Source organism: Calditrichia bacterium, from assembly GCA_020634975.1.
In the GTDB taxonomy this organism is placed as follows: domain Bacteria; phylum Calditrichota; class Calditrichia; order RBG-13-44-9; family J075; genus JACKAQ01.
The window spans coordinates 1530683-1548193 of sequence record JACKAQ010000001.1; the positions used below are offsets into that span (position 1 = coordinate 1530683).

At 49.1% G+C, this 17511-nt stretch carries 13 protein-coding genes; 8 read left to right on the forward strand and 5 right to left on the reverse strand.

From position 1 onward, the window contains the following. The first annotated feature begins 14 nt into the window (after positions 1 to 14). On the forward strand, positions 15 to 566 hold the full coding sequence (locus H6629_06215; GenBank protein MCB9067386.1) for an HDIG domain-containing protein: 552 nt from the start codon (positions 15 to 17) through the stop codon (positions 564 to 566). Between the two features lie 80 nt (positions 567 to 646). Here the strand turns inward: H6629_06215 and H6629_06220 are convergent, their stop codons facing one another. Together H6629_06220 and H6629_06225 are read right to left on the reverse strand one after the other, a co-directional pair. Beyond that, a complete protein-coding gene (locus tag H6629_06220) occupies positions 647 to 1870 on the reverse strand; it encodes an ATP-grasp domain-containing protein (protein ID MCB9067387.1) in 1224 nt (407 codons plus the stop codon). Between the two features lie 128 nt (positions 1871 to 1998). Continuing rightward, the gene (locus H6629_06225; GenBank protein ID MCB9067388.1) at positions 1999 to 3063 is read right to left on the reverse strand and encodes a cyanophycin synthetase; all 1065 of its coding nucleotides are present in this window, start codon (positions 3061 to 3063) and stop codon (positions 1999 to 2001) included. A 610-nt stretch (positions 3064 to 3673) separates the two neighbouring features. Here H6629_06225 and H6629_06230 point away from each other — a divergent pair. Then, a complete protein-coding gene (locus H6629_06230) occupies positions 3674 to 4399 on the forward strand; it encodes a response regulator transcription factor (GenBank protein MCB9067389.1) in 726 nt (241 codons plus the stop codon). Further along, positions 4396 to 5856 carry a HAMP domain-containing protein gene (locus H6629_06235; protein MCB9067390.1) on the forward strand — a complete coding sequence of 487 codons (1461 nt, stop codon included), beginning with the start codon at positions 4396 to 4398 and terminating at the stop codon, positions 5854 to 5856. Before H6629_06230 ends, H6629_06235 begins: the two co-directional genes overlap by 4 nt. Before the next feature lie 90 nt (positions 5857 to 5946). On the opposite strand, the gene H6629_06240 is transcribed toward H6629_06235, so the two are convergent. After that, positions 5947 to 7722, reverse strand: a complete 1776-nt coding sequence (locus tag H6629_06240; protein ID MCB9067391.1) for a M2 family metallopeptidase — start codon at positions 7720 to 7722, stop codon at positions 5947 to 5949. 117 nt (positions 7723 to 7839) lie between these two features. Next, a complete protein-coding gene (locus H6629_06245; protein MCB9067392.1) occupies positions 7840 to 9750 on the reverse strand; it encodes a T9SS type A sorting domain-containing protein in 1911 nt (636 codons plus the stop codon). Between the two features lie 274 nt (positions 9751 to 10024). Here H6629_06245 and H6629_06250 point away from each other — a divergent pair, with 274 nt between their 5' ends. Both H6629_06250 and H6629_06255 read left to right on the forward strand, forming a co-directional pair. Further along, positions 10025 to 11110, forward strand: a complete 1086-nt coding sequence (locus H6629_06250) for a hypothetical protein (GenBank protein MCB9067393.1) — start codon at positions 10025 to 10027, stop codon at positions 11108 to 11110. A 164-nt stretch (positions 11111 to 11274) separates the two neighbouring features. Further along, positions 11275 to 13056, forward strand: a complete 1782-nt coding sequence (locus H6629_06255) for a peptidase M14 (GenBank protein ID MCB9067394.1) — start codon at positions 11275 to 11277, stop codon at positions 13054 to 13056. Positions 13057 to 13118: 62 nt separating this feature from the next. On the opposite strand, the gene H6629_06260 is transcribed toward H6629_06255, so the two are convergent. Next, a complete protein-coding gene (locus H6629_06260) occupies positions 13119 to 13850 on the reverse strand; it encodes an RNA methyltransferase (protein ID MCB9067395.1) in 732 nt (243 codons plus the stop codon). A 398-nt stretch (positions 13851 to 14248) separates the two neighbouring features. Here H6629_06260 and secD point away from each other — a divergent pair, with 398 nt between their 5' ends. The 3 genes from secD to H6629_06275 are packed head-to-tail and all read left to right on the forward strand — an operon-like array spanning position 14249 to position 17437. Beyond that, positions 14249 to 16132 carry a protein translocase subunit SecD gene (secD, locus tag H6629_06265; protein MCB9067396.1) on the forward strand — a complete coding sequence of 628 codons (1884 nt, stop codon included), beginning with the start codon at positions 14249 to 14251 and terminating at the stop codon, positions 16130 to 16132. A gap of 15 nt (positions 16133 to 16147) precedes the next feature. Further along, positions 16148 to 17089 (forward strand): protein translocase subunit SecF, encoded by a 942-nt coding sequence (gene secF / locus H6629_06270; GenBank protein MCB9067397.1) that lies wholly within the window; start codon positions 16148 to 16150, stop codon positions 17087 to 17089. Positions 17090 to 17101: 12 nt separating this feature from the next. Then, on the forward strand, positions 17102 to 17437 hold the full coding sequence (locus H6629_06275) for an STAS domain-containing protein (protein ID MCB9067398.1): 336 nt from the start codon (positions 17102 to 17104) through the stop codon (positions 17435 to 17437). Positions 17438 to 17511 lie beyond the last annotated feature (74 nt).

Consider the following 17511-nt stretch of genomic DNA (forward strand, 5'->3'; position numbering starts at 1 on the left):
GCAGGTGAAACCAAATGAACAGAGCAGAAGCCTACCAATTATTGACCGAATACACCGAAAAAGATGCACTGATCAAACACGCGCTGTCCGTTGAAGGCGCGATGCGGGCGTATGCCGAAAAATTTGACGAAGATGTGGAAGCCTGGGGCATCGTCGGGTTGCTGCATGATTTTGATTACGAAAAACACCCAACGCAGGATGAGCACCCGTTTGTCGGTGCGGAAATTTTGCGCAAAAAAGGCTACCCGGAGGCGTGGGTTCGCGCGATTCTCGGGCACGCCTCATACAGCGGCGTTCCCCGCGATACGCTGATGGCCAAAACCCTGTTCGCGGTGGACGAGCTTTGCGGGTTTATCACTGCCGTGGCGTATGTGCGACCGAGCCGCAGTCTGGCGGAAGTATCGGTCAAATCCGTGAAAAAGAAGCTGAAGGACAAACGGTTCGCCGCTGCAGTCAGCCGGGAAGATATTCAGCAGGGAACGGAAGAATTGGGGGTGGATTTGGATGCGCACATCGATTTTACGATCAAAGCGCTGCAGCGGATTTCGGACGATCTTGGGTTGTAATACAGTAGAGGCAATTCATGCATCATCAGTAGAGGCAATTCATGAATTGCCTCTACGACGAAAAATAGTGACGATCAAATCTAAATTTTCGCGACTTTGGATGAAACAGCAGGTTGCGATTTTCCGAACAGCCGCCCTTTCACGGAATCGAGAAACGGCGCGATGGTCGGCATCGGATCTGCCAACCGGAAATGCGGCAGCACCTGCGGTTTGGCAATGCTTTTCAGATATTCAAACAATGTAATTTCGTTCAACGCCTTCAGTTCTTTATAGGCCAGCCAGTCACGGCGCGGAAACCAGAGCGTCACATTTTCCTCAAATTTTTCAATTTTGGGCACCTGCAATCCGGTCAGGTGGCAATAAATCACCCAATCGGTTTCCATGCCGCATTGCACCAGCAATTCATGCGCGGCGGTAATGCGCGGATTGCATTCGATGAGTTTCCATTTGTTATCGCGCAAATCTTTTTTGAACTCCACATTGCCAAGCCCTTTTAGCCCCATTCCCCGAAAAAACTGCATCCCTACTTTCGCGACTTCGGGATCCCAGCGCGTGACGTGGTAGCAGCCCTGCCCGTTGTTTTTGGGGAAGCGGCGAATCACCGCTTTGGTGAAATGAAACAGCGGGTTATCATCTTTATCGAGATAGGTGTAATAGCTGGCAAGCTGCGTGTCCGGTCCGGGAATCATTTCGCTGACGATCACTTTTTGCTGTTTGGCAAGCGCCTGGTCCAGCCGCATGCGCAATTCATCCCAATTATCCGCGAAAAACAGCTTTTCGCCGTTGAACGCTTTTTGGAACAGGTGCGAGTGCTGCGGTTTAACGATGGTCGGGAACATGATGTCGTGCGGATCAATTTTTGCGATGTCCGCTTCCGAATCGACCACGGCAAATTTGGGCACCGGAATACCGATATCGCGGGCTTTTTCCATCGTGCGGCGTTTGTTGAGCATTGTTAAATGCACATCGGGAATGGAATCGTCTAAAATGTAGCGTTTGGCGAGTTGCTGATTGTATTTCGCGAGAAATTCCAGCCCATCGTCGTTGCAGGGCATAATCACGCTGCCGGTCAGTTCCGGCAAAGGATTGTCCAGCAAGTGTTCTCGCCAGTTATCCGACACACTTTTTTTGTCGGAAAACGGGAAAACTTTGGTGGCAAATCGCGTAAAGGTGGCGCAGTTATCTGCCTGCACCATCAGATACACCGGGATGCCCCGGCGACCCAGATTTCGCGCAACTGCCAGCGCATTCGACGATCCGCCCAAAACCACGACGGGTGTTTTATCCGATTGTTTGAGAAACATCTCTGTTCCTTTTTGGGTTAAAATCCGTTTTGATTATCACTGATTTTTGAATCAGAAAATTCGAACATCAAATTAATTTCAGAACGCTCACATGCGTTCCCTACGGTAATTGCATATTTTTCAATAGATTACGACTGACTGAGAATATACGCGATGATCTGCTGCGCCACATGCGCCACTTTGTCCGGCTCGCTGATGAGATAGTGGTGGTGCAGTCCCGGATTCGTGTTCACTTCGCCGAGCACGCCGCCGACTTCCGCCAGCGGTTTGGTAATGTCCGGCGTCAGCACGTCCACACCGGACAGCTTCAATTTAAAAATTCGCGAAATTTCCGCGCCGGTTTTTACAATCGACGGGTGGATAATGTCGCGAACCGTTTCGTTTTCGCTGCTGCGATTCTGGTTGGACACCGTTTTCACCGAAACGGATTCGCCTTTCGGCAGCACATCGCCGAGCTTTTTGCCGATGCTGCCGAGATGCAGTTCGCTCTCGAAATCGACAATCAGCGGGCAAAGCGCAGTGATCGGTTTCCCGCTCAATCGCGATTCATTTTCGCGGAGCATCAGCGTGCGAATGTCCGATTTGCCATCGCCGGTGACGTGCGGCGGATTTCTGCGCACCGCGTCGATCAATTTACCGTCGAGATACAGCAGCCGGAACGATTCACCGGCAATTTCCCGCTCAATCAGCAATTGGCGGCTAAACGTTCCCGCCCATAGCGAGGCGCGTTTCAACTGATCCATCGTGCGGATTTTGGTGGTGATGCCGTTTCCCGCACCGCTGCCGGCCGCCGGTTTCACCACACAGGGCGTCTGCGATTCCTGAATGAATTTCCAGGCTTTGTCCAGCGATTGCAGCTTGTATTCCAAAAACGGCTGAACCGGATACCCGCGATCGGTGAGCATCGAATACACCAGTGGTTTGTTGCCGGCGATTTTCAAAATCAGGTGATCGTCCAGTTGCACTTTGCCGCCTTGCACAAAAGTGTATTTATCGCCGATGGAAATGCGGCTGTAACCGTACCCAATATCTTCAATAATTGCGCCCATTGCGGCGGCGGTATCCTGCCACAGCTCGTTGTAAAACTGGTTGCGCAACGCATCGTATCGCGGCGTGTTCACCACCCGGTGATCGTTGAGGTAGCGCCGCACGCGCCAGTAGCCGACCGAAAGTTCACCTGTCCATCGATTCATCGTTTATTCTATCCAAAACCGCCGCGCGGTATGTTTTCGCGTCAGAGCAACGCGGTTTTTCGCGCGATCTAACACATTTTAAATTAATCAGTTACAATGCCGCAGATTAATGATAATCCCTGTTTCGACATTGATTAAGGTCACACTCTGCTGCATGCGTTCTTTTCGGCGCACCGGATTGCGGAAAGCGAATCCCGTATCAGCGAAATCCGGTTCACCAAACAGCCACAAAAACGTTGGGATAGCAGCATTTAGACTCTATATTTCGACAGAAATATGCATTTTCATTAGCCTTTTATACATTCGTGAATTTCCAGCGGAGCCGAACGCCACGCCGATTGCCAATCTCGTATGAAACCCGTGGATACCAATTTTTTATCGCAATGACAATTTATCCGCTCAAACATACAATTTTGTTAAGTTTATGTGAGGATTTTCTCTCGAACAGGGTTTATGATTCAGTGGTTTTTTAAATTGGCGAACCAACAAACAATTGTACTCCGCGATTTTGGTAATTGGCAGAACCATCGCGACCGTTCCCTACGATTTTTGAAAAGAACATTTTTACCTATAAATAACGAATTAATAAATATTTACCAAAAAGAAAACTATGGAAAATTCGAAACGAATTTTAATCATCGAAGATGATCCCAACATCGCCAGCGTGATCGAAATTCACCTGAAAGATTTGGGTTACGATCTGCACTGCGCATACGACGGGCAAGCCGGATTGCAAAAAGCGCTGGAAAACGATTACGCATTGATTATTCTGGACTTAATGCTGCCAAAACTTGGCGGGCTGGAGGTGTGCAAAGGCATTCGTGATCACAACAAATTTACCCCTATTCTGATGCTCACCGCCCGCACGGAAGAATTGGACAAAGTGCTCGGGCTGGAAGTGGGTGCGGATGATTACATCACGAAACCATTCGGGATTCGCGAATTTATCGCACGGGTGAAAGCGATTTTCAGACGCATCGAAGCCGATAAAAAACAAATGGTTGCGGACGGCGAACGCACCCAACTGGATTTCGCGGAGTTAAGCATCGATCTCGATCGCCGAAAAGTGACCGTAGCCGGTCAAATAGTCGAGCTGACCGCGAAAGAATTCGATTTACTCTCGCTGTTCGCTAAAAATCCCGGCAAAACCTACAATCGCCATGCGCTGCTGGACATGGTTTGGGGGTATCAATACGATGGTTACGATCACACGGTGAACTCGCACATCAACCGGCTGCGCAATAAAATTGAGCGCGATCCGGCAAATCCACGATTTATCAAAACGCTGTGGGGTGTGGGTTACCGCTTTTCCGAAGCTTCGGAGCTGGAATCATGAAATTTTGGCAAACGTTTTACGGCAAACTTTCCGGCATTTTTTTGCTGCTACTGGTTGTGATGGGGCTGACGCTGATGTTCATTACCATTTCCGCATCGCGGAATTTCCAGAGCCAGACGGATCAGCAGCTCAACAAAAATCTGGCGAAAAATATGGCGCCGGAACTGCTCCCGGCAATGACCGACAGCCTGAATCTCGCGGAAATGGAGCACTTGATCCACTACATTATGGTGCTCAATCCCAAAATCGAAATTTATGTATTGGATAGCACGGGCAACATTCTGGCGTTTTTCGCCGAGCCGCACAAAAAAGTGCAGCAAAACGCGGTCAACCTCGATCCGGTGATGCAGTTTTTGGGGCAGTCCGGCAACAATCTGGTTCTCGGCGATGACCCGCGACATCCCTCCCGGCAGAAACCGTTTTCGGCTGCGCCGGTGAAAATCGGTGCGCAATCCGGCTATCTGTACATCATCACCGAAAGCGAACAATTTGATACCACGGCATCCGTTTTGCGGGGCGATTTTCTTACCCGGACCATTGCCAAAGGATTGTTGCTGAGCATCCTCGTTACCGGCGTGATCGGTTTGATTTTGTTTGCGCTACTCACGCGGCGCATTCGCCACATGAACGAAGTGGTGCAGGATTTTGAGCAGGGGCAACTGAAACGGCGGGTGGGAAAATCCGCATCCGACGAAATCGGGCAACTTGGTATCTCGTTCAACCGAATGGCCAATACCATCGAAGCCAACCTCGCGGAGCTCAAAAAAACCGACCAGCTTCGCCGGGATTTGATCGCCAACGTGTCGCACGATTTGCGCAGTCCGCTGGCGTCGATCAAAGGTTACATCGAAACGTTGCAAATCAAAGAGGCGCAACTTGATCCGGAAGAACGGCAGAAATACCTCAATATTTTATTGAACGTGACCGGCTCGCTGAACCAGCAGGTGGAACAATTGTTCGAGCTGTCGCGGCTGGACGCCATGCAGGTACAGCCGGAACTGGAGCCGTTTGCGCTGGGCGATTTGGTTCAGGATGTGATCATGAAATTCAACGTGACGGCGGAGAAAAAGGGCATCCGGCTACGCGCCGATGTGCCGGGCGGGTTGCCGCAAGTAATGGCGGATATCGGGCTGATCGAACGCGCGCTGTCCAATTTGATCGACAATGCCATTCGTTACACACCGGAAAACGGCACTGTAAAAATTGAGGTAGTGAAAGCCAAAAATCATCTGCGTGTAGAGGTTTCCGATACCGGTGTGGGCATCGACGAACAGGATTTGCCACTGATTTTCGATCGTTTTTATCGCGTGGAAAAAAGCCGCGCACGATCCACCGGCGGCGCCGGATTGGGTTTGGCGATCACCAAAAAAATTATCGAACTGCACAACAGCGCCATCCGTGTTTCCAGCCAACGCAATGTGGGCACCACGTTTTCGTTCGATTTGGCAACGTATTGAGGTTTTATTATTAATAATGTTATGTTGAAGCGAAAGTAGCGGCAATTCATGAATTGCCACTACTTTCTAATTTGCAATATTTTCAACAGCTTACAGCGTATATTTCCGACCCTTGTTCACTTCTTTCAAATAATCCATCAGCGGCGCGAAATAGTTGAGCATGGCTTTGGCACTCAGCTCTTCGCCGAGTTCTTCCTGCATCAGTTTTCGCCAATCTTCGCTGGCACCTTTTTTCAAAATGCCGTTCAAAAATTCGCCGACTTCTTTGCTGCCGTAATAATTGGTGGCACGCGGATCCTGTTTCAATATTTTGGTGGCGATGTGGTTGTGCAACTGGAACAACTGCACATACGACAGCGCGTAATCGTAATATTGCGCCGCATCGTTGCTGATGTGCGTTTTGGATGCCGCATCGCAATATTCCTCGCCGCGCTCGCCCGGCGGAACGATGCCCTGATACTGCTTTTTAAGCTCCCACCATTTGGCGTTGTACTGGTCTTTCGGCAAATTATTGGAATACAATTCGTGCTCAAATCCGGTCATCACACCGGCAGAAAACGGGATAAAAACAATGTAATTCAGCGCTTCTTTGAGCAACTGCTGCATTTCATCGGTTTTCAGATCCGGCTCGATCAAATTGAGGTGCGCCATGAACGGCTTTTGCATCGCAGCCAATCCCAACAGGCTGCCAACGGCTTCGTGAAACGCGCGGTTAGCGCCTTCGCGCAGCAGCGGCGGCACGTCCGGATTGGTGTAAGCTACGTAATAATATATGTGTCCGAGTTCGTGATGGGTGGTTTCGTACCAATCCGTATTCGGAACCACGCTCATTAAACAGCGAATGTCATGTTCCAAATCCATGTGCCACGCGGATGCGTGATTGTTCTTTTTATGATCCGAACCTTCCGGCAACGGATACAGGCTGGAGAGCTCCCAAAAACTTTCCGGCAATTCCTCAAATCCCATGCTGATGTAAAAACGTTCAGCTTGCTCGATGAGCCATTTGTCGCCTTTTTCCGCCAAAACGTTATCGAGATTTAGTCCTTCAACCTCGACCATCGCGTTCCAGTCCTGTCCCCAGCGGTTGGGCAGCCAGTGCGCCGGCAGATAATCCGGCACATTTTTCATGCGATATTTTTTGGCAAATTCGTATCGTGCATACGTATGCAATTCGCGATACAGCGGCATCACATCGGCGATCAACTGTTTGTTGAGGTCAACCATTTCCTGCGTCGTCATGCCGTACGATGACACCTGATAGGCAAAATAATCGTCATATCCGAGCGCCTGAACGGTTTCGTTGCGCAGTTTTTGCAGATTCGCCAAACCGTCTTTCAGCGATTTGCCGACTTCTTTGCTGGCTTCCCACGCGGCGAGGCGTTTGGATTCATTCGTTTCCGTTTTCAAAATATTGTCAATTTCGTTGGTGGAAACGGATTCGCCGTGAATTTGAAAATCAAATCCGAACAGGTTTTTATTCTGCTCCGCTTCCGCAGCGATGCGGGCTTTGACCAAATCCGGCACTGTTTGCGGATTGTTTGCAGCGGCATACAACACAGCTTCTAACTGCTTGATTTGAATAGGAGTTAGCTGATCTTTGCTTTTCAGTAATTCGCGGGCAGTTTCGATATTTTCTTTACTTCCGGTGAAATTTGCCAGCGCTTCGTTTGCGGCTTTGGTTGCTTCCTCTGCGCTGTTGTCACCTTCGACAATGTAAATGTTGGAATGCCACTCCGCTTTCGCGGATGCGTAATACAGCTTTTGAAATTCCGTTGTATAGCTATCCAAAAATTGCTGGGCTTGCTGCGGCACATCGGCGCAACCGATGAGCACCAAGCCAGCCAAAAGCAAAACAATACGTTTCATGAAAGGCCTCCGGTAATTGGGTTTATTCCGTTATTTGGCGGCTAACGGGTCATAAATTTACCGGTGCGCAGATGATTTCGCAAGTGCTGTGTTGGAAAGTGGGTAGCCCATAACGAATCAGCGCAGCAGCAACGCTTTTTTAACGAGATGGATGCCCGTCTCCGTTTGCAACCGGTAAAAATAAACCCCGGAAGCTAGGTTTTCCGCGACAAATATCACCGAATGCTCACCGGCAGTAAACCTTCCGCTGGCGAGCGTGGCCACTTTCTGCCCGGAAATATTGAACACACTCAACTCAATTTGCATCGGTTGCGCCAAAGTGAATCCAATCGTGGTTTGCGGGTTGAAGGGATTCGGATACGCATCGCGTAACACCACAGTTTGCGGTAGTAAATCATCGTCCGGCAAACTGGCGGGCGTGGTGATCAGCGCCAGCGAATCCAGCATTTCCGGCACTTTGGATGCCTGATGGTAATATCCCATAAACGTTGCCACTTCCGGCGTGGCGTAGCTGCCCAAATGCGCCACAAATTCCGGCGATGCGGTTTGATAGTAAACTTTCACGGCAATTTGATAGGTTTCGCTGCGCTGCAATTCGCCGATGCGATAAAAAATACTGTCCGCGCCGGTGCCCTCGGAAACGCTGCTCCGGTTGAAATTCGGATCGCTCGCCGCTGCGCCAAAAATTGCGGTGGTATCGAAATATGCGCCCTGCGCCGTGAAACCCTGCGGCGGCAGCCGGTTGTCTTTCAAATATTGATGTCCGCGCAGCAAAATGTGGGTAACGTCGCCGTTCACGTCGCCCATAACGCTTTGATAAATCTGAACCTGGTCATCGTCTGTTATCAATTGATGATGCGGCTCAAAGGGTGATTCGAGATCGTCAATTTGTCCGGTTTGCGGATCGAAAGCGCCGGATTCGAACAGCACATCCTCGCTGTCATCCGTTACAGAAAGGTAAATCCACGCCCGCCGACTGGGGAATCCGGTGGGAAATTTGTGCCCCGCCAAATTTTCGATTGCAACAGCAATTTGCAGCGAATCGTCATCTGTCCAGCGATAATCTGCGCTCAGTCGGATGGTCTGGTTTTGGAGCATCCGGCGGGTGCGGGCGATGGTGCTGTCAAACTGATCTGCAGTTGCCGTTACGCCAATTTCCGCGCCGTGCGATTTCAGCATATTTAACATAAACGTGTTCCCGCCAACAAAATAATGCAGAAAAAACGGCGATTGATTCGCCAGAAAAAACGGGCGGTTGGAGATCGTTACCGGATAATCCGTTGCGGGCATGTGGCAGGTTTGGCATTCGACATTTTGTGCGGGATAAACGCTGTTTTTCCACTCCAGATACGGCGTTTGCTCGGGAAATTCGCCGATAATTTGCCCGCCATCATCCAGCGTTGGCGTGAACAGCGTGTGGCAGGTGGCGCAAATTTCCGAGCGAGTCATTTGCGCACCAAATTGCGGTGAATAATTTACCGTTGTTTGCATCGGCGTGCCCAGCATATTGTGATACGGGCCGTAAATTATCCGGTCATTTTCGATAACGTAGTGACCGGAAAAACTGCTGTCTGTGCCCAATCCGACATCTTTTATTTGATGGCAGGTGGTGCAACTCACCCCGTCCATCGCCAGCGGATCGGCAGCCATTTCCGCAATTGAATAAAATGCGGCGCCGTTGGCATGCGCTTCGGTGCGGCCCATCGGCGCGTGGCAGGTTGTGCACTTATCTTCGATGACGGCTTGCAGCGCGGGATTTTCCGCCACTTCTGCGCTCACTTTCGCCCGGAACAGCGGATCTTTTGCGGCGTTTGCCATCATCGTCGATCGCCAAAATGTCGGCGGGGAAATATCTTCGCCGGTGGGGCTCACCAACGCATTAAGATTTGGCTCGCCGGGCGTGTGGCAAAGGGCGCAATTGCCCGATCCGCTAAAAATTGTTGAGGAATCCGTCGGCAAACTTTGCCCGAAAATCGGTGTCCAAATTAAGATTGTTAACAGGCTTAGGTAAAATCGGTTCTGTGTCATTTTGCGGCTCTCGCTTTTCGATGGTAGTTTTAGAACAGCACGTTTATCTGGTTTAAATTTTCGTCAAATGTTCGGCGAATCAAAGCTAAAAAATACATATTTATATTTGTCGATATATTTAAATATTCGGAAAATTCTATTGTAAATTTATCGGAAATCGTACTAAATTTCATTCTGCAACGGATTTGGAATTTTCAGAAGAAACAGATTGAATCATCAACAAAATCAAATAGTTACATTAAATGAATCGTCAATTTTTGACGGAGGAAATATTATGCGTCGCAAATTCAGGATGTTTATTTTTCTGATTGTCAGCAGCACCTTTTTGCACAGCCAGGTGATCTACAAAAGCAAAAGCACGGTGGATTTTACTGACATCGGTTTTTACAGCGTGGAACAATCGACCTGGACAACCGCCGAGCAAATGCGCAGCGATGAAAAAACCGAATTCAAAGGCAAAGGCATCATCAAAGGCACGCTGGCGAAAATTTTTCTGCGCTCCGGCGAAACCGGGCAAATTTTGCAGCCGCTGCAAAAACGCATTGTCGGGCTGGATCACAAAAAGAAGGAATTTTGGGTGGATGATATTACCCAAATCAACCTCGACAGCCTGAAAAACATGACCGAAATGCCGGACGAAACAGATGAAGCGATGGAAGAGCCATCAGAAGAAACACCCGAAGCGGAAGCCGAGGAAAGTGATTTCGAGATCATCCGCAGCGAATTTTCCGTTGAAAAAGCCGGCGAATCTAAATCTGTTAACGGCTTCGATTGCGAGCTGTACAATGTGGTTTGGGTGATGGAATGGCGGGTAAAATCCACCGGCGAAACCGGAACAGACAGCCTGCACACCGCCGTTTGGACAACGCCGCAAACCGACGACATGCGCAAAGCGCAACAAATTCAGTCCGATTTTGCCATGACCGAACTTGGCGCAATGGGCATTGATATGGAAGAAATCGAGCGGGAAAACGTGCTCGGTTTGCACTGGCTGCAACTGCTCGGACAAATCAATCAGGAACGCAGCCAAAAACCCACTGCCGATTCGCCGGAATGGGTGAACGAACTGCAAAAACTGGAAGGCTACCCGATTGTGGTGGATGGCAAATATTTCGTGATTCGCCCAAAAACCGAGAGCGAGCAAGCTGAGGAAGAATCATCGGGTGATCCGACCGACGTGAAAGGTGCCCTCGGCGGTTTCATGAAAAAGAAAGTTTTCGGGAAAAAGAAAAAAGAAGACAGCGGACCAAAACCGGTTTTCGCATGGACCAACGAAGTGTTCGAATATCGCACGGGCGAAACGGGCAGCGAGCCGTTCGAAATTCCCGGCAAATACAAAGAACGCAAACAAAAAAATTAGCGACTCCTGCTGTTGCGCGAACACCTGGCGAAAACGGCTTTTTCAAAAATCAACGGCTTTTGCGGACGCAAAGCAATGGGATATGTGCATAAAAATTGCTAATTTCCCCGCGAATTTGAAAATAAACTGTTGCGAAACACGGAAAAAAATTACCGGAGAAGCTAATGAAAAGCCGTTTTCTTCAATTATTTATTGTGCTGACTGTTGCTGTTTTGGTTGCGTTCGCCGATGAACAACCGGACTGGCGCACCGATTACGAGAAATCGGGATATCTGGAAACGCCACGCTATGCGGCAACCATCGATTATTGTCAGCGATTGGCTGCGGCTTCGGATTGGGTGCAGTTTGCCAGCTTCGGCAAAAGCCCACAAGGTCGCGATCTGCCGCTGCTCATCGTGGATAAAAACGGCAATTTCGATCCGGCGGCGGTGCGCAAATCGGGCAATCTGGTGCTGCTCATCCAAAACGGCATTCACTCCGGCGAAATCGACGGGAAAGATGCCAGCCTGATGCTCATCCGCGAAATGGTCATCACCAAAAAACTGGCGCATCTGCTGGACGGCGTGACCGCCATTTTTATCCCCATTTTTAATGTGGACGGGCACGAAAACGTCAGCGAATACAACCGGCTGAATCAAAACGGACCGGCGGAAATGGGCTTCCGCGCAACTGCGCAAAATCTCAATCTCAACCGCGATTTTCTGAAAGCAGAATCGCCGGAAATGCGCGCATGGCTGCAATTGTTCAACCAATGGCTGCCCGATTTTCTGGTGGATAATCACGTAACAGATGGCTCCGATCACCAATATGTGCTCACCTACGGCGTGGAAACCAACGATAACGTTGCCGAACCGCTGCGCCGCTGGACAACCGGTGTGTTCCAGCCCAAAATAGAACAGCAAATGCTGGCGGATAAACAGCCGGTGATGCGCTATTTTTCCATGAAAGAACGTCCGGAAATCATCAACGGCGTGGTGATGGAGCCATACAGCCCGCGCTATTCCACCGGGTACGGCGCAGTGCAAAACCGCGTATTTTTGCTGGTGGAAACCCACGCACTGAAAGATTATCGCACCCGCGTTACCGGCAATTATCTGCTGATGCAACATTTGTTTGAATTGCTAAATTCAGAAAAAACAACGTTACAAAGTATCAATCGCGAAACCGATGATATCACGGCAAGGCAACTTTCCGGCACAACACTGCCGCTGGATTACGTCGTAAATTATCGCGATACGACGTGGGTGGATTTTTTGGGCATCGATTACGATATGGTGCCCAGCGACATTTCCGGCAGCAATTGGGTGAAATACAACGGAAAGCCGCGAACGATGCGCCTCCCCTCATTCCAGCATTCCGATATGAGCGAATCCGCCGAAATGCCCTTTGCTTACCTCATTCCCAAAGAATGGCAATTTCAAATTGAAACGCTAAAAGCGCACGGCGTGGCTGTGCAGTATTTGCAAAAACCGCAACAATTGTCGGTGCAAAGCTATCGATTGAATAATCCGGTGTGGCGTTCCCGCCCGTTTGAGGGACATTTGATGGTCAGTTTCACACCGGAAACCATCAACCAAACCCGCGATTATCCGGCGGGAACTGCGGTAATTTTGATGAACCAACGCACCAATCGCGTGATTGCCGCGTTACTGGAACCGCATGCGCCGGATTCGTTTGTTCGTTGGGGATACTGGAACACCATTTTCGAGCGGAAGGAATATGGCGAAGATTACGTTTTGGAAGCCATCGCGCGGGAAATGATTGCACAAAATCCCGAACTAAAAAATGAATTTGAGGAAGCGTTGGCCAACGATCCGGAAATGGCCGCCAATCGCTGGTCACGATTGTATTATTTTTACGCCAAAACACCGTATTTTGAAGATTTGGGCATTTATCCGGTGGGCAAATTAATGAAAGCAACAGCATTGCCACTGGTTACCGAGTAATTTTTCAGGCTAAGACTAAGACAAACTGTTGATTTCCTTAGCCTTAGCCTCAACCTTTGCCTTTATTTTCCCGTTTTCCGCTCAAAAATCTCCCCGGCGATGTGGTGCAAAAATACCGATCCGGCAGTGCCCACATTCAGCGATTCCGCCTGCCCGAACTTCCAGATTTTCACGGTTAAATCCGCAATTCGCTGGGTTTCCATGCTGATACCGTGCGCCTCGTTGCCCAAAATAAGCGCCACCGGTTTGCGGAAATGGGTGTCCTGCAAAATTTTCTTTGCGGATAGCGAACCGGCAACCAGCCAAAAGTTATCTGTTTTCATTTCGGAAAGCGTTTCGGTAAAATTTTCTGTGGTAAAAACCCGCAGCCGGAAAATAGAACCCATCGATCCGCGCAGCACTTTGGGATTGTAGGCATCGACACAATCCGGTGAAAGCAAAATGGTATCAACCCCGTACCAATCCGCGCTGCGGATGAGCGTGCCCATATTCCCGGGATCGCGAATGCCTTCCAGCGCCAGCACAAATTTGGATCGCTGCCAGTTCGGGCGACGAAAATGGGTTTCGGGAATGCGCATCACCATCAAAATGCCCTGCGGCGTATCGGTATCAGCCAATTTGTTGAAATTGCCGTCGCTGAGGGTGCGCCACTCAATTTTCTGGTATTGAAACGTATCCTCAAAATTGGTCCAGCGGTCGGATTTAACAAATGCTTCCGTGGCAAATGCGGCTTCAATTTCCCATCCGGAAGTCAATGCTTCCTGGCAAAGCCGCGTTCCTTCAACGATGCACATCCGCATTTCTTGTCTGCTCTTATTTTTTTTCAGCGGCAGGTAATTTCGCCAGGTTAATCCCATCTAATGCCTCGATTCTGTATTTTCTTTTTGTCAATTTCTATTTTTGCGGTTCAAAGTTAGTGCGTAATCAGCCGTTTAAAAAGCAAATTTACACGAAGCTGTTTTGCGGGTAAATCGTTTAATGGCAGGCAATGGGGCAACGTTAGGGAAAAATATTTGCCGGTTATTTTGCGTAAGCAAAACCGTGGGTTGAAATTATAATTGTTGTATTTTGAATTTTCAATTGACTTTTCAGGGTTAGACCGGTAAATTTTTCAGCTTGCTAACGTGCGCTAAGCAATGGCTTAAGTGCATTCATTTTTTTGTTTAATCATTCATCGGAGGAACCGAAGGGAATGTCACCTAAAATATTGTGGAAAGGCATTTTAATAGTTCTTGTTTTTGTCCTGTTTGGCTATTTCCTCTACCCGACTATCCAATTCAACAGCATGTCTTTGGAACAACGTAAAACCATGGAACGCGAAGATCCGGCAGGCTACAGGGAATTGGCAAAAAAATCCATCAAACTCGGATTGGATTTGCAGGGTGGAATGCGATTGGTATTGGAAGTGGACACCAAAGAATTATTGAATAAATTAGCCCAGAACAAAGATTCACGTTTTACCGCAGCGTTGGATGCTGCAGCCACCGCTGCTGCAGAATCAGATAAAAACCTGGTTGATCAGCTCGATGCCAGAATTCGGGAAGCCGGCGGAAATATCGGGTTATATTTCAGCACCCGCGAAGTGCGCGAGCGTGACGAAATCATCACCTATTTGAAACAACAAGTTGACGAATCTATCGACCGTTCGCTGGAAGTGCTCCGCAACCGCGTGGATGAGTTCGGCGTTTCCGAACCGATCATCCAAAAGCAGGGCGATAACCGTATAATTGTGGAATTGGCCGGCGTTACCGATCGCCAGCAGGCGATTAACCTCGTCGGGAAAACCGCAAAGCTGGAATTCAGCATCGTAAAAGATCTGGATGTCGCTCAGCGAACCGCAGCAAAAATCAACGAATATTTGTTGGGACAAGCTGCCGCAAACGACACAACCGGCGGCGAAGCTGTTGCGGAAGAAGTCAAAGACAGCACAACCGTCAGCGCGGAAGAACTGTTTGGCGCAAATACAGACAGTGCATCGGCCGATTCCGGCGAAGCTGTTTCTTCCGAAAACGATCCGCTGTTTTTGCTGTATGCCGGCGGTATCGCCATTCGCCAGCAAGATATTCAGCGGTTCGAACAAGCTTTGAAAGATCCGAAAGTTCAGCAAATCATTCAGCGCGAATCGCAAAACGGTCGTTTCCTGCTGGAAACGGTGAGCGATTCCCGGTTACGCACCGGCGATGAAAATGATATTTTGCAAACATACCTGGTCAACAACACCGCAGCGTTGACCGGCGAAACCATCATCGATGCCAAATCCGAACCGGCACCGATGGACGATGCAGCCAACTTTGGTCGCTATCAGGCCAGCATCACCTTTAATAAAGAAGGCACCCGGGCATTTGCTGCCGTTACCGGCGCAAACGAAGGCAAACGGATGGCCATTATTTTGGATGACAAAGTGCGCTCCGCACCCAATATTCAGGAAAAAATTCGTCAGGGACGCGCCCGGATTACCGGACTGGATTCCAACGATGAAGCGCGGGTATTGTCTTCCGTGCTGAAAGCCGGTTCGTTACCCACGCCGCTGGATATTATTGAAGAACGTACCGTCGGCCCGTCCCTCGGTAAAGACTCGATCGAAAAAGGAACCCTCTCAACGGTTCTCGGTCTTGTGCTGGTCGCCTTTTTTATGATTATTTATTACAAATTCTCCGGCGTAGTAGCCAATGTTGCACTCATTTTAAACGTATTTATTCTGCTCGGATTTATGTCCAGCTTGCATGCCACGCTCACGTTGCCCGGTATTGCCGGTATCATTTTGACAATTGGTATGGCGGTGGATGCAAACGTGCTGATTTTCGAGCGTATTCGCGAAGAACTGGATGGCGGAAAATCGACCTGGGCCGCGCTGGATACCGGCTACGGTCGCGCTTTTGTGACCATTTTGGATGCTAACATTACCACTTTTATTGCTGCGGTTGTGCTGTATAACTTCGGAACCGGACCGGTTCGCGGATTTGCAACCACACTGATGATCGGTATCGGCGCCAGTATGTTCACAGCCATTTTCGTGACCCGCACCATCTTCGATTTCCTGTTATCCAAACGAATCATTAAAGAAATCAGTATTTAAGGAGATAAACCCGAAATGCGACTTTTTAGTAATACGAACTATTCTTTTATGAACTTTCGCAAAATAGCATTCATCATTTCCGGGGTGCTGGTTTTGTCATCGTTGATTTCCGAAATACTGCATGGCGGACCACGTTTTGGTATCGATTTTCGTGGCGGCACATTTATCGAACTGCGATTTCTGGACAAGAATGATCCCGCAGCACCGGTCACCGTGCCCATCGAAGATGTGCGTAACGTGTTTGTTCAGCTTGGTTTGGGTAACTCGGAAATCAAAAATTACGGCACACCGCAGGATGTTTCCATTCAATTGGACAACTCCGACGATGCAACGATGTTAAACATCAAATCACAACTGGAAAAAGCATTTCCGCAATACGACATTCAGGAACGTCGCCGCGAAACCGTAGGTCCCAAAATCGGTGGCGAACTGGTGTTGAGTGCGGTATACGCGATCCTCTTTTCCATGTTGCTAATCCTGATTTACATTATGTTCCGCTTTGAATTCCGCTTTGGCGTGGGTGCAATTGTGGCGTTGTTTCACGATATCATCATTACGCTGGGTGTGTTTTCGCTGTTCAACATCGAGGTAACGGTGCCGATTATCGCGGCGCTGCTGACGATTATCGGTTATTCGCTGAACGATACCATCGTGGTGTATGACCGCATTCGCGAAAACATGAAAACCTTCAAACGGAAAACCGGCGATTTTGCCAACCTGGTAAACCGCAGCATCAACGAAACGCTGTCCCGTACCATCGTAACATCCGGCACCACATTGATGGTGGTGATTGTCCTTTACATTTTTGGTGGCGAAGTGATCAAGGATTTTGCGCTGGCGTTGATTTGCGGTATCGGCGTGGGAACGTATTCATCCATTTTTATCGCATCACCGGTTTTGGTTGAATGGGAAGAACGCGCAAAAGCCTCGGAAGCAGTTTCCGTTAAAAAAAAGTAAGGCGAACGGATTATGAGTTTGTTGAAAGAACAGCAAAATGATGTTACAGTTTTACGCCTGCAAGGCGACGTAATGGGCGGCCCGGAAGCCGTTCAGATCAATGACGAAATTAACCAGTTGCTGGATAACAGCACCTTGAAAGTCGTGATCGATTTGGCGAAAGTGCAACGGATGAACAGCAGCGGTTTGGGAATTCTTATCAACGCGCTGTCTACATTCAAAAAAAATGGCGGCGACCTGAAACTGGCATCGCCCACTCCGATTGTGCAAAATTTGCTGAAAATCACCCGCCTGAACAGTCTGTTTGAAAGCTACGACACGGTAGATGCCGCAGTTGCCAGCTTTTAAACGAATGGATACCAGAACTTATCAAAAAACCAGCCAATTGCAATTCGGCTGGTTTTTTTTTTGCATAGTTTGAT